This window comes from Bacillus jepli (assembly GCF_047238305.1).
In the GTDB taxonomy this organism is placed as follows: Bacteria; Bacillota; Bacilli; order Bacillales; family Bacillaceae_L; genus Ferdinandcohnia.
Window position 1 is genome coordinate 2,278,962 of sequence record NZ_JBDFMO010000001.1, and the last position, 19,988, is coordinate 2,298,949.

General features: G+C 41.2%; 12 protein-coding genes, 12 tRNA genes and 3 rRNA genes. 21 read left to right on the plus strand and 6 right to left on the minus strand.

The window, feature by feature from the left end:
- The first annotated feature begins 14 nt into the window (after positions 1-14).
- From ABC371_RS11645 to ABC371_RS11655, 3 genes are all read left to right on the plus strand, one after another.
- Positions 15-536: a hypothetical protein gene (locus tag ABC371_RS11645; protein WP_412896966.1), complete on the plus strand. Its 522-nt coding sequence runs from the start codon at positions 15-17 to the stop codon at positions 534-536.
- A gap of 133 nt (positions 537-669) precedes the next feature.
- On the plus strand, positions 670-1,404 hold the full coding sequence (locus ABC371_RS11650) for an NUDIX domain-containing protein (protein ID WP_412896967.1): 735 nt from the start codon (positions 670-672) through the stop codon (positions 1,402-1,404).
- Between the two features lie 74 nt (positions 1,405-1,478).
- Positions 1,479-2,093, plus strand: coding sequence for a YitT family protein (locus ABC371_RS11655; protein WP_412896968.1), 615 nt, complete (start codon positions 1,479-1,481; stop codon positions 2,091-2,093).
- A 237-nt stretch (positions 2,094-2,330) separates the two neighbouring features.
- Here ABC371_RS11655 and ABC371_RS11660 read toward each other — a convergent pair whose 3' ends face one another.
- The 3 genes from ABC371_RS11660 to ABC371_RS11670 form a co-directional block, all read right to left on the minus strand.
- Positions 2,331-3,815, minus strand: coding sequence for an aldehyde dehydrogenase family protein (locus ABC371_RS11660; protein ID WP_412896969.1), 1,485 nt, complete (start codon positions 3,813-3,815; stop codon positions 2,331-2,333).
- 229 nt (positions 3,816-4,044) lie between these two features.
- Positions 4,045-5,178 carry a thermonuclease family protein gene (locus ABC371_RS11665; protein WP_412896970.1) on the minus strand — a complete coding sequence of 378 codons (1,134 nt, stop codon included), beginning with the start codon at positions 5,176-5,178 and terminating at the stop codon, positions 4,045-4,047.
- A 136-nt stretch (positions 5,179-5,314) separates the two neighbouring features.
- Positions 5,315-5,386: transfer RNA gene (locus tag ABC371_RS11670), tRNA-Ala, on the minus strand.
- 186 nt (positions 5,387-5,572) lie between these two features.
- Between ABC371_RS11670 and plsY the strand changes: the two genes are divergently transcribed.
- From plsY to ABC371_RS11690, 4 genes are all read left to right on the plus strand, one after another.
- Positions 5,573-6,142, plus strand: coding sequence for a glycerol-3-phosphate 1-O-acyltransferase PlsY (gene plsY / locus ABC371_RS11675; RefSeq protein ID WP_412896971.1), 570 nt, complete (start codon positions 5,573-5,575; stop codon positions 6,140-6,142).
- Between the two features lie 16 nt (positions 6,143-6,158).
- Positions 6,159-7,757: an aminotransferase class V-fold PLP-dependent enzyme gene (locus tag ABC371_RS11680; protein ID WP_412896972.1), complete on the plus strand. Its 1,599-nt coding sequence runs from the start codon at positions 6,159-6,161 to the stop codon at positions 7,755-7,757.
- 115 nt (positions 7,758-7,872) lie between these two features.
- A complete protein-coding gene (locus ABC371_RS11685; protein ID WP_412896973.1) occupies positions 7,873-9,768 on the plus strand; it encodes a beta-propeller domain-containing protein in 1,896 nt (631 codons plus the stop codon).
- Positions 9,769-9,851: 83 nt separating this feature from the next.
- The gene (locus ABC371_RS11690; protein ID WP_412896974.1) at positions 9,852-10,763 is read left to right on the plus strand and encodes a DMT family transporter; all 912 of its coding nucleotides are present in this window, start codon (positions 9,852-9,854) and stop codon (positions 10,761-10,763) included.
- A 43-nt stretch (positions 10,764-10,806) separates the two neighbouring features.
- On the opposite strand, the gene ABC371_RS11695 is transcribed toward ABC371_RS11690, so the two are convergent.
- From ABC371_RS11695 to ABC371_RS11705, 3 genes are all read right to left on the minus strand, one after another.
- Complete coding sequence (locus ABC371_RS11695; RefSeq protein ID WP_412896975.1) at positions 10,807-11,763, minus strand: processed acidic surface protein; 957 nt, start codon at positions 11,761-11,763, stop codon at positions 10,807-10,809.
- Between the two features lie 163 nt (positions 11,764-11,926).
- Positions 11,927-12,541 (minus strand): hypothetical protein, encoded by a 615-nt coding sequence (locus tag ABC371_RS11700; protein ID WP_412896976.1) that lies wholly within the window; start codon positions 12,539-12,541, stop codon positions 11,927-11,929.
- Complete coding sequence (locus tag ABC371_RS11705) at positions 12,519-13,064, minus strand: RNA polymerase sigma factor (RefSeq protein ID WP_412896977.1); 546 nt, start codon at positions 13,062-13,064, stop codon at positions 12,519-12,521. Before ABC371_RS11705 ends, ABC371_RS11700 begins: the two co-directional genes overlap by 23 nt.
- Positions 13,065-13,850: 786 nt before the next feature.
- Between ABC371_RS11705 and ABC371_RS11710 the strand changes: the two genes are divergently transcribed.
- From ABC371_RS11710 to ABC371_RS11775, 14 genes are all read left to right on the plus strand, one after another.
- Positions 13,851-15,400: ribosomal RNA gene (locus ABC371_RS11710) — 16S ribosomal RNA — on the plus strand.
- Positions 15,401-15,676: 276 nt separating this feature from the next.
- Positions 15,677-18,607, plus strand: a 23S ribosomal RNA gene (locus ABC371_RS11715).
- 105 nt (positions 18,608-18,712) lie between these two features.
- Positions 18,713-18,828, plus strand: a 5S ribosomal RNA gene (gene rrf, locus ABC371_RS11720).
- Together the 16S, 23S and 5S rRNA genes with 11 tRNA genes alongside form the textbook arrangement of a ribosomal RNA operon.
- A 10-nt stretch (positions 18,829-18,838) precedes the next feature.
- Positions 18,839-18,914 (plus strand) — tRNA-Val (locus ABC371_RS11725).
- Positions 18,915-19,076: 162 nt separating this feature from the next.
- Positions 19,077-19,152 (plus strand) — tRNA-Thr (locus ABC371_RS11730).
- Between the two features lie 5 nt (positions 19,153-19,157).
- Positions 19,158-19,233 (plus strand) — tRNA-Lys (locus ABC371_RS11735).
- Positions 19,234-19,246: 13 nt separating this feature from the next.
- Positions 19,247-19,327 (plus strand) — tRNA-Leu (locus tag ABC371_RS11740).
- Positions 19,328-19,331: 4 nt separating this feature from the next.
- Positions 19,332-19,406, plus strand: a tRNA-Gly gene (locus tag ABC371_RS11745).
- Between the two features lie 14 nt (positions 19,407-19,420).
- Positions 19,421-19,509: transfer RNA gene (locus ABC371_RS11750), tRNA-Leu, on the plus strand.
- Between the two features lie 13 nt (positions 19,510-19,522).
- Positions 19,523-19,599, plus strand: a tRNA-Arg gene (locus ABC371_RS11755).
- A gap of 5 nt (positions 19,600-19,604) precedes the next feature.
- A tRNA-Pro gene (locus tag ABC371_RS11760) sits at positions 19,605-19,681 on the plus strand.
- A gap of 11 nt (positions 19,682-19,692) precedes the next feature.
- A tRNA-Ala gene (locus tag ABC371_RS11765) sits at positions 19,693-19,768 on the plus strand.
- 32 nt (positions 19,769-19,800) lie between these two features.
- Positions 19,801-19,877 (plus strand) — tRNA-Met (locus ABC371_RS11770).
- A gap of 19 nt (positions 19,878-19,896) precedes the next feature.
- A tRNA-Ile gene (locus tag ABC371_RS11775) sits at positions 19,897-19,973 on the plus strand.
- The last annotated feature ends 15 nt before the right edge of the window (positions 19,974-19,988 follow it).

Below are 19,988 nucleotides of genomic sequence, written 5' to 3' on the forward strand. Positions count from 1 at the left end.
GAAAGGTGTTTGTAATGTATTTTCAAAGTTTGCTAATGAAAGAGGATCTGAATAAGAACCCGTCAGAGGTCAAACAGGATTTAGAGGATTTGCAGTTCCAGATTTATCGTATGCAGGAAAACATGAAAGAAATTTCAAAAAAACATCAAATCATCGGTATTGACCAATCGAAAGATGAAAAATGGGTAATCGTCTCAGCCTTTGATGATGGAAACCAATGCCAAATCATGGTGAATGATTGTGATTCAGCCTACAGAGGTAAATGGGATTTTTCACTTCATGCTCAGTACAAGGATGAGGATAATGCGATCCATATCGGTGACATTAAAGGACCTGCAAACCAAGGATATGGTTCAATCTGCATGAACCATTTAAAGGAAATCGCTCGTGAACAAAACATTCCTGTAATTAAAGGTGATATAGCACAAAGAGACTGGGATCACGTTGACCGCCTCGTTTATTTTTATGAAAAACACGATTTCGAAGTTGAAATCGATCCTCAAACAAAATCGGGTGAAATAATTTGGAGAGACTAATCAAAATAAAAAAGGTCTGCTTACCATTATAATAGGGTAAAGCAGGCCTTTTTATTTTGGGAAAATATCCCGTCCAAACAAATTAAAACCTTTCGCGTATGATACATTATCTAAGTCAAAAGGATTGAATTGTATGCTTTATAAAAGAATCACATACCGTATCAAACCTAATCAAGCTTCTCAATGTGTTCATTTTTTAAATGATCACTTTATCCCAATTCACATAAAGAATGGAGCAAAACTAATTGGACAATGGCAAACGGAATCCAATGAGGAAATAATGTCAATTTGGGAGTATCCAAATATGGACGAGTATTTGAAGATTGAAAAGAGGGTTCAAAAGGAAAAAATAAGCGAGGAATTTCAAAAACTGTACTTGGATTGTGAAGAGGATTTCTTATCTTCAACAGGCACTTACGAATCTCCAAAGCATACGGTTAGTGTCAGTGGTTTTATAACAAATCAAAATCAAGAAACATTATTGGTTAAGACCTATTGGCGCTCCGATACCTGGGAGCTACCTGGTGGAGCTGTGGATGAAGGGGAGACATTAGACAAGGCACTTTGTCGGGAAGTTCTTGAAGAAACGGGAATTCAAATAACACTACATGGTGTAACAGGTATTTATTCAAATGGAAGCACAGTTTCAATTGTCTTTCGTGGTGAGTTTGTAGGTGGAAATCTCATAACCTCTACGGAGACAAAGGAAGTAGCTTTTGTGAAATTAGATGAATCAAATATGAATGAATATATTAAAAGGCCAAAGTTTAAACCACGTGTTTTGGATGCACTAAAAGGAAATTATGCTCCATATGATGCGTTTAAAGTGAGGCCATACGAGTTACTCGCAAGATATGATGGAGAATAAAATATTGTTTTACTTAGAAAAGTAATGGTACCATTGTGATAGAATCGCAAGGATATGACTTAGGAGCTAAATTCATGAAAATAATGAATAAAGGTTTAATACTTGGAATTGCAGCAATAATTCAAGGATTTGCAATGGCAACTTTTCTATTTCCACATTTTATTCCAACAGGAGGAGCGGCAAGTGTTGCAGTTTTGTTCAATTATGTAGCGGGTGTTCCTTTTGATCGTACACTCTGGGTGCTAAATGCTGGCCTTTTATTTGCAGCGATTAAGTGGCTAGGAAAGGGAACTGCCATTTGGACATTGTATTGTGTCACAGTTACAGCAATCACAATCCGACTCCTCACTTCATTCACTTTAGAGCCTGTTTCTAATATAATTGTTGATTTACTAGTAGGCTCTGTTGTTTTTGGAGTGGGAATAGGGATTTTATTTCGCATGGGAGCCTCTTCAGGCGGAATGGATATATTAGCGTTAATTATTTCAAAACTTAAAGGATTTTCACCAGGAAAAACGTTATTTGCGATTAATGGAACAATTTTGTTAACAACTGGAATCGTAGTAGATTGGAAAATCATTATTTTTGCGCTTGTAAGTCAATTTATTAGCTCAAGGATCATCGATCTTATAAACAAGGTCAATTTGCCGACACCACAAGCCCAAAAACAAAATTCGACTACTTTTTAAACGATAAAGGCGAAAACCATCTATAGGTTCTCGCCTTCTTTCTTTGCTATGTCTAGCTTCAGCGCCTAGCCCCTCGAGGTCACAAGCCAATCCATCAAGAAGGTCAAAGAGCGACCTTCTCGCTGTCTCGTCTTGTGCTTGTCGGACTTGCACATGATGTGCTGACATCGACGTTTGCCACAGGACGTGGCGGATGTTAGTCGATGTTCATCCTTCAAGGCGCTTGCGCTTTTCTTATTAATTCATCGCAACCCAAACACTCTTTACTTCTGTGTAGTTATTTAGGGCATAGGATCCCATTTCACGGCCAATACCTGATTGCTTGTATCCACCGAACGGAGAAGCAGCGTCAAACGCATTATAGCAGTTCACCCATACAGTTCCCGCACGTAAGTTATTTGCAATATAATGTGCTTTTCCTACATCCTGCGTCCACACACCTGCAGCAAGACCATACTCTGAATTATTTGCACGAGAAATTAATTCATCAAGGTCTTCATATGGCATTGCCGAAATAACAGGACCAAAGATTTCCTCTTTCGCAATTGTCATTTCATCTTTTACGTTTGCGAAGATTGTTGGAGACACGAAATAGCCTTCTTCGTATGGTTTTTGACCACCCACTACTAGTTCTGCCCCTTCGTTAAGTCCTTTTTCAATATATCCTAAAACGCGATTTTGTTGTTCAATCGAAACAAGTGGTCCAATTTCTGTATCAGCGTGAAGACCAGCCCCTTGCTTAATCTTTTCAGCATGGCTTGCCATATCCGCGACCACATTATCAAATTGTTTCTTTTGGATAAAGACACGTGACCCTGCACAGCACACCTGGCCTTGGTTAAACATTACCCCATTTAATGCACCAGGAATGGCTTTTGTAAGGTCGGCATCCGGTAAAATAATATTTGGTGATTTTCCACCTAATTCTAATGTCACCCGTTTTAATGTTTTGGAGGCTCTTTCCATGATGCTTTTTCCAACTTCTGTTGAACCAGTGAAAGCAATTTTATCAACTAGTGGGTGATCAACTAGTGGCTGACCTGCTGTTTCACCAAAGCCAGGAACGATATTCACAACACCTGCTGGGAATCCAGCTTCTTCCATTAGTTCAGCTAAATATAATGCAGAGAGAGGTGTTTGTTCTGCTGGCTTTAATACGACTGTACAACCAGTTGCAAGAGCTGCCCCAAGCTTCCACATTGCCATTAATAGTGGGAAGTTCCATGGAATGATTTGTCCCACAACACCAACAGCTTCATGGCGAGTATAGTTAAAGAATGGTCCATTTACAGGGATTGTTTGTCCAACGATTTTTGTTGACCATCCTGCATAGTAACGCATATGTTCAATTGCTAGAGGAATATCTGCATTTGATGTTTCACGAATCGGCTTTCCGTTATCCAATGTTTCCAATTGTGCTAGCTCATCTTTATGTAGCTCCATCAAATCTGCCAGTTTATACATGATACGGCTTCTTTGGGCTGCAGTCATTTTTTGCCATGGGCCTTCATCAAAAGCTTTTCGGGCTGCTTTTACAGCGCGATCAATATCCTCTGGACCTGCTTCACTTACAGTTGCTAATACCTCACCTGTCGCAGGATTATAGGATTCGAAAGTTTTCCCAGAAGCACTTTCAACAAATTCTCCATTGATATAAAGCTTCTTTGTCCCGTTTAAAAATGACTCAACCTTTTCTCGTAATGCAAAAATTAATTGGCTCATTTTTTTCCTCCTTTTTTAATTTACTAGTAATAAGGCGATTTGGAAACGCCTACAATACAATGGTAACATTTTGAAACTAGTAATCAACCAACTTTTAGCAAAAGATTCCGACTATTTACGACAACCTTTTTCGACATAAATAATATGTAGCTTACGTAATTTTTTGAAGAAAAAAAATCATAATTTTAAACAAAAAAAGACCCAATCAAACTGATTGAGTCTGTCAAATTTATGAGGCCTTTTCGCATGCCCAATTATCTTTGTCTCGGTCATGTTTTGAGTCATAAGCTGGATGTGTGGATGGAACACCTTCAGGATAGACTTTTCGAAGTTCTGTACAATTTTTATAAGATTCCTGACCGTCACCTGAATTACTACTGCTAGATCCACCACCTGTTGATGGCCTGTTCGCTGGTGGAGCGGGTTTTGAACTACCTGTATCAAGATCTCCTTTTGTTGTTCCATTTTCTCCGTATGCCCAAAGACCAATTCCGTTCGCGCGTGCTTCACGCGCAAATTTTACAAAATAGTCACTATAAGTGACATCAGGTGGATATGTTGATGGTTCTGCATACCCATTTAAGACCAGTTGTGCATTGAACATTTTGGAACGGATTTCTGATTCATTCATGACATTTGAAGGAACTGAAATCCAGATGAGACGTAGGTAACGATTATAGCGATCTTTGTCGGATACATCCTTTTGAAGCCACACTTTTTTACCTTCGAGTTGAGAGGTTGTGTAGTTGCTAGCTTCTTTCCCATATACTTCATGTCTTGTTGTAGATTCCGGAGTGTTTACTCCGACTAAGCGAATCTTGCGGCCGTCAGAAAGCTCAACCGTGTCGCCATCAACAACCCGAGATACGATTACAGCTTCTAAGCCGATTGCCTGAGCCTGTTGGTCAGTTGTCTGTTGAGCTTGTTCTTGTCGTTCTTTTTCTTCTTTGGCCTTTTGTTCTGCTTCTTCTCTTGCTTTTTGTTCAGATTCTTCTTTTTGTCTAGCTTCTTCCGCGGCTTTTTGTTCCGCTTCTTTAATCGCTTTTTCTTTTGCTTGTTCCTCCGCTACCTTTTCACTGTCGGTCTCTACTTGATCAGCCACCTGTTCCTTTGCATCTTCCATTGCGGATTCTTGATTATTTGTAGAGAATCCAATAATAGCTAGGATAGAACCCAAGGCTATTAAGGTAATCGGAAGCTTCAATTTACGCCCGTTTTTTTGATATTTATAGGTCGTATAGATACCAATAGCTGCTAACACAAGCCCTATAGTGGCGAAGATATTTGAGAACATCCATGATATGATTGCCACAATAAGAGCAATTAGGAGAAGAATTCCTAAACAACCCAATAAATATTGCACCGTATGTTTCCCCCCAGTAGATAAACTTTTTGTTTAGTGTATGTAATTTATTTTTTAAAATAAATGGTATCAAATAATTTGCTACACATACAAGAAAAAAGCCACCCTAGTTGAACTAGAAGTGACTTTTATTTAGTGGAGTTGATGGGAATCGAACCCACGACCCTTTGCCTGCCAGGCAAATGCTCTCCCCCTGAGCTACAACCCCGAATGAAAGTAACCAAATTATATCATGAGCACTTTTAATAGACAATCATTAAATCCTTTTTTGCATGAGTATACCCCAATGTTCATATATTTCTAGTAAAAAAGGATTAAGGCAGTACAATATTTTAAATGTTAACAGACTGAAAAAATGGTAAAATTTGATTAAACCTAAAATGGTGGTGAACTCGTGATTTTTTTATATGTACTAGCCTCATATTTTGTTGGAAATATTATGTCTGCCTATGTAGTCATGAAGTTTATGAAAGGTGAAGATATCCGCAAACTCGGAAGTGGAAATGTTGGAGCTAGAAATGCTGGTAGATTACTAGGGAAGAAAGGATTTCTGCTTACAGCCTTAGGTGATGTGTTAAAAGGGTTGCTTGTTGTTATAGGTGCTAAATACCTCGGATTTTCCTTTGAATTTCAGATTCTATCCCTGATCGCTGTTGTCGTCGGACATATTTGGCCGATTACGCTCAAATTTAAAGGTGGAAAAGGAATTGCAACAGCTGCAGGTGGTCTCGTTGTATTAGCATACCAGCCATTTTTAGTGTTTGGTGGAATCTTTCTCCTTTTATTAGCACTTTCGAGAAGTTTCACGATAGCAGGGATGACAGCCTTTTTTACGATGCCATTTATTTATTGGTTTATGGATTATTCCCTCCTTGAATGTGTCCTTATTTTTATTGTAATCGCCTTATTACTATTTGCACACAGAGATAATTTAAAAGAAAGACTAGGGAAAAAAATTAATTAAGTGGAGTGATTCCATCATGACATTTGTCTATAAAATTGCTCGGACAAAACAGGAGTTTGATCAAATTCATCGTTTAAACTATAAAACCTTTGTTGAAGAAATTCCTCAACATGATAAAAATGAAGAAAAAATGTTAGTGGATAAATTTCATAATCAAAATACATATTTGATTTGTGTAAAAGATTCTAAAGTCGTAGGGATGATTGCTGTAAGAGCTAACAGACCGTTCTCCCTAGATTATAAGTTACCTAATCTTGATGAACAACTACCGGTAAAACCGAATAGACCTTGTGAAATTCGATTACTAGCAGTTGAAGAAGAATATCGGAGTAATGGTAGAATCTTTTTTGGACTAGCCCAACTAATGTCTAATTTTTGTTTGAAAGAAGGCTATGATGTAGCGTTGATTTCTGGAACAACAAGACAAGAGAAATTGTATCGACAGCTAGGGTTTATACCATTTGCCTCTTTAACTGGAACTGCGGAAGCTTCGTTCTGGCCAATGTATTTAACGAAACAAACTTTTGATGAGTCGCTGGCTGGAAGAATTCTAAAGGAACCGGTTAGCTTTTTACCTGGTCCCATTAAAATTTATGAAAATGTGAACGCGGCACTTAAACAAGAGCCCATTTCACATCGTTCAAATGAGTTTTTGTTACAAATGAGGTCTGTTAGAGAGAAACTTTGTAGCATGACAAACTCAAAGTATGTGGAAGTGTTAGTAGGCTCGGGGACTCTTGCGAATGATGTAATTGCTGCTCAGCTTGGTGTTATCGGAGGAAAAGGCTTAATCCTAAACAATGGGGAGTTCGGTTCAAGGCTAATTGACCATGCCAATCGGGCGGGATTAACTTTTAAAAAGGTAGAAAAAGATTGGGGAGTACCTATCACTGAAACAGAGATTAAGAAAGAGCTTGAAACGGATCAATATACTTGGCTTTGGGCCGTTCATAGTGAAACTTCCACCGGGATGCTTACAAACTTCCAGAATTTAAAGGAAATCTGTCTTTCCAACAAGGTGAAACTGTGTCTTGACTGTATTAGTACGGTCGGTGCGGTTAAACTAGACTTTCAGGATGTCTTTTTTGCATCGGGAGTGAGTGGGAAAGCAGTTGGTGGATATACGGGATTATCATTTGTCTTCCATAATCATGACATCACACCAAACCCGTCTATTCCAAGATATCTTGATCTCGGCATGTATGCAAAACATGACAGCATTCCTTATTCCCATTCCTCGAACATGATTGAGGCTTTATATGCAGCACTTCAAAAATACGAAAATGATGATTATTATCACAATATTAAAGCAAGATACAAGATGATTCGTGAGTATATTGAAGGTTTAGGACTACAGGTTTTAACATCACCTGAATATTCATCACCTGCAATTATGACGATTCTTCTGCCAGAACATGTACCGTCAAAGGATTTTGGAGATGATATGGCCCTTCAGGGATATTATCTTCATTATGAAAGTAGCTATTTACAAGAAAAGAAATGGATTCAAATCTCATGTTTAAGCAACCATGAAGATAAGCAAATCCTAAAAATGCTGCGTGCATTTGAACTATTATTAAACCAATATGCAATCGCTGGTGAGCCTTCTATATAGAGGGCTTTTCTTTTTTTGTCTAGATACAGTGCCTAGCCCCTCGAGGTGTTGCAGGATTCCTATTTTTGTAACATTTCTTACCAGTTTTCGTCTAAGTGGAAAAGGGGTGAAATGAATGAAGAAAAGATGGATTGTTTTTCTAGCTTCGGTCATTTTGATAACTGCTATGACAGCTATCTTTACTACTTCGAAGCCGGCGGTTGTAAGCCAAATGGATACTGAGATACAAACAGTTACTAAAGAAAAGCTAACAGAAATATTCCAGGATGCCATTAAAGAGGAAAAACGTAATCGAAGGTTTAGTTTTTTCGGGAGAGAAACTGCAAAACAGGAAATGTCAGTGTCAACAGAATCTCCTGCATCCGATAGTGCGGCAAAAGGTGAAAGCGAGCATTCGGAGACGAACACTCAGGTTCAAGGTGTCGATGAAGCAGATATCGTAAAAACTGATGGAGAACATATTTATCAAATCATGGATGGTAAACTAAATATCATTAAAGCAGCACCTGTACAAAACATGCAGTTACTCACAACAATACCATATTCTCACTCATTTTCACCTAACCAAATGTTCTTATATGAAGACAAACTAGTCGTGATTGGTTATTCATTTCATGATAGTACGCCGGACAAAAAACAAAATCAGCGTTCAATGATCTATCCGCCAAGATATTTTGAAGCAACAACAGCGATTGTTTATGACATAAAGGACCCAAAAAATACTCAGGAAATCCGTAGGGTAGAAGTTGAAGGAAACTATGTGACATCACGTAGAATTGATAACTATGTTTATCTGGTTGCTAACCACTACCCGAATTATTGGATTATGGAAGAAACCAAAGAAGAGGATATCGATCTAAGGCCTCGTTTCTCTGATTCAGTAAATGGTGAGGAAAGTTCCTTAGTACCTTACGAAAAAATTCAATATATTCCTGGTTCAAAAGAGACTAATTTTACCTTGATTGCTGCTTTTGATTTGGATGACCCTAAAAAAGAAGCTTCCATTTCTTCTTATTTAGGTAGTGGGAATTTAATGTATATGTCAAAGGAAAACATATATATTGCGGTTCCAAATTATTATGCAATCCCATTTAGAGAGGGTGGTTCTGATTCCCCAGATACAAATGTCTATAAATTTTCAGTGGAAGGGGACAAAGTTGAATTCCATAGTTCAACTGAAGTACCGGGGACCATTTTAAATCAATTTTCAATGGACGAATTCAATGGAACCTTCCGAGTAGCGTCAACCAAAGGGGATACATGGAATAACTCCAAGCCCTCCTCAAACAATTTGTATATTTATGATGAGAATTTAAAGCAAATTGGTTCATTAAGCGACCTGGCACGAGGTGAGCGAATTTATTCAGCGCGGTTCATGGGTGAACGTATATACATTGTCACATTCAAACAAGTGGATCCGTTGTTTGTCATTGATGCTAGTAATCCAAAAGCTCCAAAAGTGCTTGGAGAACTTAAGATCCCAGGCTTTAGCAACTACCTTCATCCATATGACGAAAACCATGTAATTGGATTTGGACAAGATACGAAGGTTATTGCTGATAAAACAATAAGTGGGGAACCGAGGGTTTATACAGATGGTATTAAAATTTCGTTATTTGATATTCGTGATGTAAATAACCCAAAGGAGAAGTTTACTGAAGTTATTGGTGGCCGTGGAACATACTCCCCATTAAATTATGACCATAAAGCTCTTTTATTTAATAAGGAAAAAGGAATTTTTGCCTTCCCGATCACTGTTTATCAAAATCTGGAAGGAAAAATGTATGAGCAAAAATTCGAATTTCAGGGTGCATATGTATACGATATCCATTTAGAAGGAATTGAATTGAAAGCAAAATTATCACACGATACTGGATTATATGAAACATGGGAGGGAGAGATACAACGTCTACTAACAATTGGAGACACACTGTATGCCATTTCACCGACGATGATTTCTGCATATGACATTAAAAATTATCAGCAAACTGGTAAGGTCTCTTTACGATAAAAAAGGGTAGAATTTTCTTCTATCCTTTTTATGCATTTATCTTATATACTATATAAGATTATATTTGAAATGAAGGGACTAACATGAATCAACCAAAAATAAATCCATACTTCGTGTTGGCAATTGGTGTCGTTGCTGTGTCGACATCGGCCATTTTTGTGAAATTAGCAAATGCACCCGCACCGGTTATTGCTTTCTATCGGCTGTTTTTTACAGTCCTACTAATGCTTCCTGTTTTTTTATGGAAGTATCGAAAAGAACTACGGGGCATTACAAAAAGAGATTGGCTTTTTTCCACAATCTCAGGTGTTTTTCTAGCTCTCCATTTTATCCTTTGGTTTGAATCGCTTAACTACACATCCGTAACAAGTTCAACTGTATTAGTAACGATGCAGCCCGTTTTTGCTTTCATAGGAACTTATTTTTTGTTTAAAGAAAAAATAAGTCTAGGGGCCATACTAAGCACCTGTTTAGCTTTAGGTGGAAGTATCATCATTAGTTGGGGAGATTTCCGAATTAGTGGGAGTGCATTATACGGTGATTTCTTGGCAATCATTTCGTGTGTGATGGTTACAGCCTATCTTCTGTTTGGGCAAACGGTTCGAAAACGGATATCACTTGTCACCTATACATTTGTTGTGTATAGCATTAGTACCATAACTTTATTTTTATATGTATTGATTTTTAAATATCCACTAGGAGGATACGCTGGTCAAGACTGGATGTACTTTTTACTATTAGCAATCGTCCCAACTTTACTTGGTCATAACCTTTTCAATTGGTCATTAAAATGGGTAAGTACGTCAACTATTTCGGTCAGTATTCTATTTGAACCAGTAGGAGCAGCCATTCTAGCCTATTTTATACTTTCAGAAAATATCATCCAAACACAGATTATTGGTGGAGTCATTATTGTGATTGGGATTTGGCTATACTCCTTAGGCGAACGAAGGAAAAAACAAAGAGTAACTTTATCAGAACAAACTGTTGGATAAAAAAGCAAAGCCAAGTCTATCATTGTAGACCTGGCTTTATTTTTTATGCATATTTTCGAGTCAAGAGTAAAGCACCGATACCAAGTAATATAAACAAGGTCCCAATTAATAGAAGGTTCGAAAAGGGACTAGCGGTAATGGGAAGTTTATTTCCCTGAACCTTAATACTCATTTCTGTTGCAAGTGTAGCAACCGTTAGAAGTTTTTCACCACGTTCAATGATAAAATCGGTAGCTAGCATTTCCTCTGAAACCTTCAAATCGAGAAGATATTCATCATTAGCTCGATATAGTTCAACAAGCAGTTCCGCACCATCAAGTGTGTTCATCTCAAGTAGATTATTATAAGCAATAGCTTCCTTAGTACCATCCTTTAATAGATAGTATCTTGGCTGCAACTCAAAAACTTCGATCATTTTATCGTACATCACTAGAAGCTCTTTTTGTTGCTCAGAAGACAATCCATCTGAATTATTATAGGAAAAGTATTGCTCTAAATTAGAGCTGATAGATTTCATTTTCTCTTCAAGATTTATATCATTTAAGCTTAAAAAGTGAAGAAATAATCCATCAATCTCATCCTCTGTTAGCCCAACTTCAGAAAGCATTCGCTCTGCTTCTACCAACACCTCGGCATGATTAAGATAGAAGTCAACAGTTGTGTCAAGGTCCTTAATGAATAAATAATCCTCTACTGACTCCCCAAATCCTCCCAGAATATGTTGTAGTTCATCTTCATTCAGATTATGTTTTGTTAAAAGAGTCTGAATGGTCTCATTGTTAACAGGCTCACCTAAGTAGGAAACCAGTTCATTTACATTTTCAAAATCCTTTAAGGACAAATCATAAACTGCCAGGTAATCCTCAAGATCATCTTCAGTTAAACCGGTCTCTGTTGTATATTTCTTTAAATCCTCTGTAGTAACCTCAGCAAACACATCAACAGACAAATACGCAAGCTGGAATAAAAAAAGTACTCCAACTAGTATTAACTTCTTCATTCCTCTTCCTCCAAGCCATTATATTCATAGGTGTAGTATTTTCAACTTTTACCAAATAATGCATGTAAAGGAGGAAATTAATGAAATACTAAAATACGAGGGGGAAATGTTAGTACAATAAATACAAAAATGTATGAAAGTTGTGAAATGTTTGTTACTAGGCTTAGTTAACTCTAAATGTCTTTGCAATTTCATGAATAATCTTTAAGTCTGCTTGGAAATCCGAACCTCCGAAATAGCCGGGGGTATTTGCATAAAAATACAAATCATAGATAACCTCTTGATCATTGGGTTGAATGAAATAATGGACAGTTTGAATTGCGTGCATTTGTTTAACATGGAAAAGGACTCGTTGAGTTGGTACCTGAAAATCTTCCAACACATCATTCTCAAATATCCCTGACTGAGACAAAAGTTGCTGTTTTGTTTCATTGTTGATCTTCTTTACCCCACCAACCTCTGTTCCATTTTTTAAAAAAACATGTGAATCGCCTTGTTCCTCTATAACAATTTCTTTCGGAAGATCAATTATGAAAGATGAGCTAGGATCTGCATGTAAGAGTTCCTCTTTAAAAATGGAATAATAAGAGTATATGCCAATCCCAAATACAAGTAATAAAATAACCACACTTGAAAGGAAGGGCATAATAAATCTGCTAGAAGAAAACCTGTTTTCTTTCTTAGCTTTGTTTGTTCTGATTTGATGAACAATACGGGTTCTCTGTGCATTATTTAATTGAAATTTTGGAAATGATTTATTTGGGTAGGTATCCTTCATAGTCTTTTTCCTCTCCTTTGTTGATAGAGTTAAGATTTTTCTGTAAAGCTTTAACAGCACGATGGTAAGTCAATGAAACTTTGTTAGTAGACCAGCCTAGGACGGAAGCAGTTTCTTCAACACTTAGTTCTAAAATTAATCTTGAAACAAGAACATCTTTATAAGATTGTTTTAGGCGAAGGATTGTATCGTGTATATCAGAAAGAACTTCGTCTAAAAGAAGAGTTCTCTCCGGATTAGATTGATCGATTTGAATATGTCTTTTTCCTAATAGGTCAAAAGGTTGAAATTTAATCAGTCTCTTTCGACGATTTTTATCTATTACTAAATTCCTTGCAATAGCAAGTAACCATGTCTTAGGGTTCGATCGTTCCTCAAAGGTAGGGAATGATCGGATCGCCTTTAAAAATACCTCCTGAACATAATCATCAACGTCAATAGAACCAGTGTAATAAATAAGGAAGCTATAAACATCATCTCCGTACTCATAAAACCATTTCTCGATTTGACTAACATGTGTCAAGTGCCGTACCCCCTTTGTACTTACCTTTATATAAATAGACGATTAAGACATCATTTTCTTTCACATTAAAGTAAAAAAGTTTTGAAAAATAAAATACTGACAACCATTAATGGATTGTCAGTACTGTAATAGGAATATCACTTTAATAAAATGAACTAGCAAAGAAACTAAAAACGAAGGCCATAACAATAGATGAAACAAAGGTAATGAAAGTACTTGCTTCAATTCTTCCTTCATTATTACTAATTCTTAAACCTTCTATATAAACGAATGAAAATAAAAATAAACACATTGCTAGTGATAAAAACATGCCAATGGCTTGTAGAAACTCAAAAAACAAGACCTTTCCCCCTTCCAAATTACTTTTAATAAAATATATGAGTAAATCTAGCAAATATGATTAAAATAATAGAGACATTCCTTGAAAGATATTAAATTGATTAAAGTATTTCATAAGGAAACTATTTCTTGTATAATAATCTTATCTCTTCAAAGGTGAATTAATAGAGAGAGATATTATTTTTTTGTTTCTTAAATTTTTTTTAAAAAAGGTCTTGTAAAAGGACAAAAGAGATGGTATATTAATTTTTGTCGCCAAAACGAGTGACAAGTTGAATGAGTGAGAAACAAAAACTTCTTTAAAAAAGTAGTTGACACTCAAAAGTGAAAATGTTATATTAGAAAAGTCGCTTCTGGGCGACGAACTAAAAAGCTCTTTGAAAACTGAACACAATACAAGCGTCAACGTTAATTCTAAGTAACAAACTTATTGAGCAATCAATACTCTTATTGGAGAGTTTGATCCTGGCTCAGGATGAACGCTGGCGGCGTGCCTAATACATGCAAGTCGAGCGAACCTGAGGGAGCTTGCTCCCAAAGGTTAGCGGCGGACGGGTGAGTAACACGTGGGCAACCTGCCTGGAAGACTGGGATAACTTCGGGAAACCGGAGCTAATACCGGATAATATATGAGACCACATGGTCTCGTATTAAAAGATGGCTTTTAGCTATCACTTACAGATGGGCCCGCGGCGCATTAGCTAGTTGGTGAGGTAACGGCTCACCAAGGCAACGATGCGTAGCCGACCTGAGAGGGTGATCGGCCACACTGGGACTGAGACACGGCCCAGACTCCTACGGGAGGCAGCAGTAGGGAATCTTCCGCAATGGACGAAAGTCTGACGGAGCAACGCCGCGTGAGCGAAGAAGGTCTTCGGATCGTAAAGCTCTGTTGTTAGGGAAGAACAAGTATCGTTCGAATAGGGCGGTACCTTGACGGTACCTAACCAGAAAGCCACGGCTAACTACGTGCCAGCAGCCGCGGTAATACGTAGGTGGCAAGCGTTATCCGGAATTATTGGGCGTAAAGCGCGCGCAGGCGGTCCTTTAAGTCTGATGTGAAAGCCCACGGCTCAACCGTGGAGGGTCATTGGAAACTGGGGGACTTGAGTGCAGAAGAGGAGAGCAGAATTCCACGTGTAGCGGTGAAATGCGTAGAGATGTGGAGGAACACCAGTGGCGAAGGCGGCTCTCTGGTCTGTAACTGACGCTGAGGCGCGAAAGCGTGGGGAGCGAACAGGATTAGATACCCTGGTAGTCCACGCCGTAAACGATGAGTGCTAAGTGTTAGAGGGTTTCCGCCCTTTAGTGCTGCAGCAAACGCATTAAGCACTCCGCCTGGGGAGTACGGTCGCAAGACTGAAACTCAAAGGAATTGACGGGGGCCCGCACAAGCGGTGGAGCATGTGGTTTAATTCGAAGCAACGCGAAGAACCTTACCAGGTCTTGACATCCTCTGACACTCCTAGAGATAGGATTTTCCCTTCGGGGACAGAGTGACAGGTGGTGCATGGTTGTCGTCAGCTCGTGTCGTGAGATGTTGGGTTAAGTCCCGCAACGAGCGCAACCCTTGATCTTAGTTGCCAGCATTTAGTTGGGCACTCTAAGGTGACTGCCGGTGACAAACCGGAGGAAGGTGGGGATGACGTCAAATCATCATGCCCCTTATGACCTGGGCTACACACGTGCTACAATGGATGGTACAAAGGGTAGCAAAACCGCGAGGTTAAGCCAATCCCATAAAACCATTCTCAGTTCGGATTGCAGGCTGCAACTCGCCTGCATGAAGCCGGAATCGCTAGTAATCGCGGATCAGCATGCCGCGGTGAATACGTTCCCGGGCCTTGTACACACCGCCCGTCACACCACGAGAGTTTGTAACACCCGAAGTCGGTGGGGTAACCGTAAGGAGCCAGCCGCCTAAGGTGGGACAGATGATTGGGGTGAAGTCGTAACAAGGTAGCCGTATCGGAAGGTGCGGCTGGATCACCTCCTTTCTAAGGAAACTGAAGTTCTACGAACTTCATAAAAAGACGCTTTGTATTGTGGTCAGTTTTGAGAGTGCTTTTGTGCTTTCAAATTCGTTCTTTGAAAACTAGATAACGTAACAAAACATTCATTGAAGTAGTAAAAGTTCTTTAAAACTTAAAGGTGAATGAGAAGCGAGAAGGTCGAGGAACCGATTGAGGAATCACCGGAGCGTACTTTAACGTACGTGAGGATGATGACGACTAGCGGTGACGAAGAGATTCGACGCTTATCAAAGCCGAATAGGTTAAGTTATGAAGGGCGCACGGTGGATGCCTTGGCACTAGGAGCCGATGAAGGACGGTACTAACACCGATATGCTTCGGGGAGCTGTAAGTAAGCATTGATCCGAAGATTTCCGAATGGGGAAACCCACTGCTCGTAATGGGGCAGTATCCTTACCTGAATACATAGGGTAAGTGAAGGTAGACCCGGGGAACTGAAACATCTTAGTACCCGGAGGAAGAGAAAGCAAACGCGATTTCCTGAGTAGCGGCGAGCGAAACGGAAGATAGCCCAAACCAAGAGGCTTGCCTCTTGGGGTTGTAGGACACTCTATACGGAGTTACAAAAGAGCGAAGTAGACGAAGTGACCTGGAAAGGTCCGTCAGAGAAGGTAACAACCCTGTAGTTGAAACTTCGTTCTCTCTTGAGTGGATCCTGAGTACGGCGGGACACGAGAAATCCCGTCGGAAGCTGGGAGGACCATCTCCCAAGGCTAAATACTCCCTAGTGACCGATAGTGAACCAGTACCGTGAGGGAAAGGTGAAAAGCACCCCGGGAGGGGAGTGAAATAGAACCTGAAACCGTGTGCCTACAAGTAGTCAAAGCACATTTATGTGTGATGGCGTGCCTTTTGTAGAATGAACCGGCGAGTTACGATCCCGTGCAAGGTTAAGTTGAAGAGACGGAGCCGCAGCGAAAGCGAGTCTGAATAGGGCGAGATAGTACGTGGTTGTAGACCCGAAACCAGGTGATCTACCCATGTCCAGGGTGAAGTTCAGGTAACACTGAATGGAGGCCCGAACCCACGCACGTTGAAAAGTGCGGGGATGAGGTGTGGGTAGCGGAGAAATTCCAATCGAACTTGGAGATAGCTGGTTCTCTCCGAAATAGCTTTAGGGCTAGCCTCGAGTTAGAGTCTTGGAGGTAGAGCACTGATTGGACTAGGGGCCCTCATCGGGTTACCGAATTCAGTCAAACTCCGAATGCCAAAGACTTGATTCTCGGGAGTCAGACTGCGAGTGATAAGATCCGTAGTCAAGAGGGAAACAGCCCAGACCACCAGCTAAGGTCCCAAAGTATACGTTAAGTGGAAAAGGATGTGGAGTTGCTTAGACAACCAGGATGTTGGCTTAGAAGCAGCCACCATTTAAAGAGTGCGTAATAGCTCACTGGTCGAGTGACTCTGCGCCGAAAATGTACCGGGGCTAAACGTATCACCGAAGCTGTGGATTGTTCTTACGAACAATGGTAGGAGAGCGTTCTAAGTGCAGCGAAGTCAGACCGAGAGGACTGGTGGAGCGCTTAGAAGTGAGAATGCCGGTATGAGTAGCGAAAGAGGGGTGAGAATCCCCTCCACCGAATGCCTAAGGTTTCCTGAGGAAGGCTCGTCCGCTCAGGGTTAGTCGGGACCTAAGCCGAGGCTGAAAAGCGTAGGCGATGGACAACAGGTTGAAATTCCTGTACCACCTCATTACCGTTTGAGCAATGGAGGGACGCAGGAGGATAGGGTAAGCGCGCTGTTGGATATGCGCGTCCAAGCAGTTAGACTGGTAAGTAGGCAAATCCGCTTACCGTAAGGTTGAGCTGTGATGGCGAGGGAAATAAAGTACCGAAGTTCCTGATTCCACACTGCCAAGAAAAGCTTCTAGCGAGGTAGAAGGTGCCCGTACCGCAAACCGACACAGGTAGGCGAGGAGAGAATCCTAAGGTGATCGAGAGAACTCTCGTTAAGGAACTCGGCAAAATGACCCCGTAACTTCGGGAGAAGGGGTGCTTTTTAGGGTGAATAGCCCTGAAAAGCCGCAGTGAATAGGCCCAGGCGACTGTTTAGCAAAAACACAGGTCTCTGCGAAGCCGCAAGGCGAAGTATAGGGGCTGACACCTGCCCGGTGCTGGAAGGTTAAGAGGAGGGGTTAGCGTAAGCGAAGCTCTGAATCGAAGCCCCAGTAAACGGCGGCCGTAACTATAACGGTCCTAAGGTAGCGAAATTCCTTGTCAGGTAAGTTCTGACCCGCACGAAAGGTGTAACGATCTGGGCACTGTCTCAACGAGAGACTCGGTGAAATTATAGTACCTGTGAAGATGCAGGTTACCCGCGACAGGACGGAAAGACCCCGTGGAGCTTTACTGCAACCTGATATTGAATTTTGGTACAGCTTGTACAGGATAGGTAGGAGCCTTGGAAGCCGGAGCGCCAGCTTCGGTGGAGGCGTCGGTGGGATACTACCCTGGCTGTATTGAAATTCTAACCCGAAGGCCTTATCGGCCTTGGAGACAGTGTCAGGTGGGCAGTTTGACTGGGGCGGTCGCCTCCTAAAGAGTAACGGAGGCGCCCAAAGGTTCCCTCAGAATGGTTGGAAATCATTCGTAGAGTGTAAAGGCACAAGGGAGCTTGACTGCGAGACCTACAAGTCGAGCAGGGACGAAAGTCGGGCTTAGTGATCCGGTGGTTCCGCATGGAAGGGCCATCGCTCAACGGATAAAAGCTACCCCGGGGATAACAGGCTTATCTCCCCCAAGAGTCCACATCGACGGGGAGGTTTGGCACCTCGATGTCGGCTCATCGCATCCTGGGGCTGTAGTCGGTCCCAAGGGTTGGGCTGTTCGCCCATTAAAGCGGTACGCGAGCTGGGTTCAGAACGTCGTGAGACAGTTCGGTCCCTATCCGTCGTGGGCGTAGGAAATTTGAGAGGAGCTGTCCTTAGTACGAGAGGACCGGGATGGACACACCGCTGGTGTACCAGTTGTCCTGCCAAGGGCATAGCTGGGTAGCTATGTGTGGAAGGGATAAGTGCTGAAAGCATCTAAGCATGAAGCCCCCCTCAAGATGAGATTTCCCATAGTGTTAAACTAGTAAGATCCCTCGAAGATGACGAGGTTGATAGGTCAGAGGTGGAAGCATGGTGACATGTGCAGCTGACTGATACTAATCGATCGAGGACTTAACCAAAATCTCTTCTAATGAATGTAGAAACGTTATCTAGTTTTGAAGGAATGAAAATTTCTTCTTGAAATTTATTCTGAAGATAGTATAATATATCTTGTCTTTACCTTATCTAGTGACGATAGCGAGAAGGTCACACCCGTTCCCATACCGAACACGGAAGTTAAGCTTCTCAGCGCCGATGGTAGTTGGGACTTTGTCCCTGTGAGAGTAGGACGTCGCTAGGTTGGAGAAGATGGAGGATTAGCTCAGCTGGGAGAGCACCTGCCTTACAAGCAGGGGGTCGGCGGTTCGATCCCGTCATCCTCCACCATTAATTTAAAATTTTGCCGGTGTAGCTCAGTTGGTAGAGCACGACCGAATAAGTTTCTTGAAATTACTTCAGCGTACTAATCGAGCTGCTTCTTGAATAAGCTATCTGAGATTAGGACGACTTATCACAATCAAATCCAGAGTGGTTTGAGATCTTAATAATGCCGGTGTAGCTCAGTTGGTAGAGCAACTGACTTGTAATCAGTAGGTCGTGGGTTCGACTCCTATCGCCGGCACCACTTACGAGCCATTAGCTCAGTCGGTAGAGCATCTGACTTTTAATCAGAGGGTCGAAGGTTCGAGTCCTTCATGGCTCACCATTTAAATAGTTTTGCGGGTGTGGCGGAATTGGCAGACGCGCTAGACTTAGGATCTAGTGTCTTTGACGTGGGGGTTCGAGTCCCTTCACCCGCATTATGCGGAAGTAGTTCAGTGGTAGAACACCACCTTGCCAAGGTGGGGGTCGCGGGTTCGAATCCCGTCTTCCGCTCCAAAGAAATTTACAATGCCGGGGTGGCGGAACTGGCAGACGCACAGGACTTAAAATCCTGCGGTAGGTGACTACCGTACCGGTTCGATTCCGGTCCTCGGCACCACTTAATGAATAATGCGCCCGTAGCTCAATTGGATAGAGCGTCTGACTACGGATCAGAAGGTTATGGGTTCGACTCCTTTCGGGCGCGCCATATTACGGGAAGTAGCTCAGCTTGGTAGAGCACTTGGTTTGGGACCAAGGGGTCGCAGGTTCGAATCCTGTCTTCCCGACCATTTAAAAAATCGGGGCCTTAGCTCAGCTGGGAGAGCGCCTGCTTTGCACGCAGGAGGTCAGCGGTTCGATCCCGCTAGGCTCCACCAATGATTTTAAAAAATATAATTATATGATTTATGGCGGTGTAGCTCAGCTGGCTAGAGCGTACGGTTCATACCCGTGAGGTCGGGGGTTCGATCCCCTCCGCCGCTACCATTAAATTTAAAAGCATTACGGACCTTTAGCTCAGCTGGTTAGAGCAGACGGCTCATAACCGTCCGGTCGTAGGTTCGAGTCCTACAAGGTCCACCATCTACAACTTCTTAT

Bases quoted from the DNA above. Each gene is read 5' to 3' on its own strand.
- ABC371_RS11695 (WP_412896975.1), bottom strand. From the start codon at position 11,763: ATGAAGAAGTTAATACTAGTTGGAGTACTTTTTTTATTCCAGCTTGCG.
- ABC371_RS11685 (WP_412896973.1), top strand. From the start codon at position 7,873: ATGAAGAAAAGATGGATTGTTTTTCTAGCTTCGGTCATTTTGATAACT.
- ABC371_RS11690 (WP_412896974.1), top strand. From the start codon at position 9,852: ATGAATCAACCAAAAATAAATCCATACTTCGTGTTGGCAATTGGTGTC.
- ABC371_RS11700 (WP_412896976.1), bottom strand. From the start codon at position 12,541: ATGAAGGATACCTACCCAAATAAATCATTTCCAAAATTTCAATTAAAT.
- ABC371_RS11655 (WP_412896968.1), top strand. From the start codon at position 1,479: ATGAAAATAATGAATAAAGGTTTAATACTTGGAATTGCAGCAATAATT.
- ABC371_RS11660 (WP_412896969.1), bottom strand. From the start codon at position 3,815: ATGAGCCAATTAATTTTTGCATTACGAGAAAAGGTTGAGTCATTTTTA.
- ABC371_RS11645 (WP_412896966.1), top strand. From the start codon at position 15: ATGTATTTTCAAAGTTTGCTAATGAAAGAGGATCTGAATAAGAACCCG.
- ABC371_RS11650 (WP_412896967.1), top strand. From the start codon at position 670: ATGCTTTATAAAAGAATCACATACCGTATCAAACCTAATCAAGCTTCT.
- ABC371_RS11680 (WP_412896972.1), top strand. From the start codon at position 6,159: ATGACATTTGTCTATAAAATTGCTCGGACAAAACAGGAGTTTGATCAA.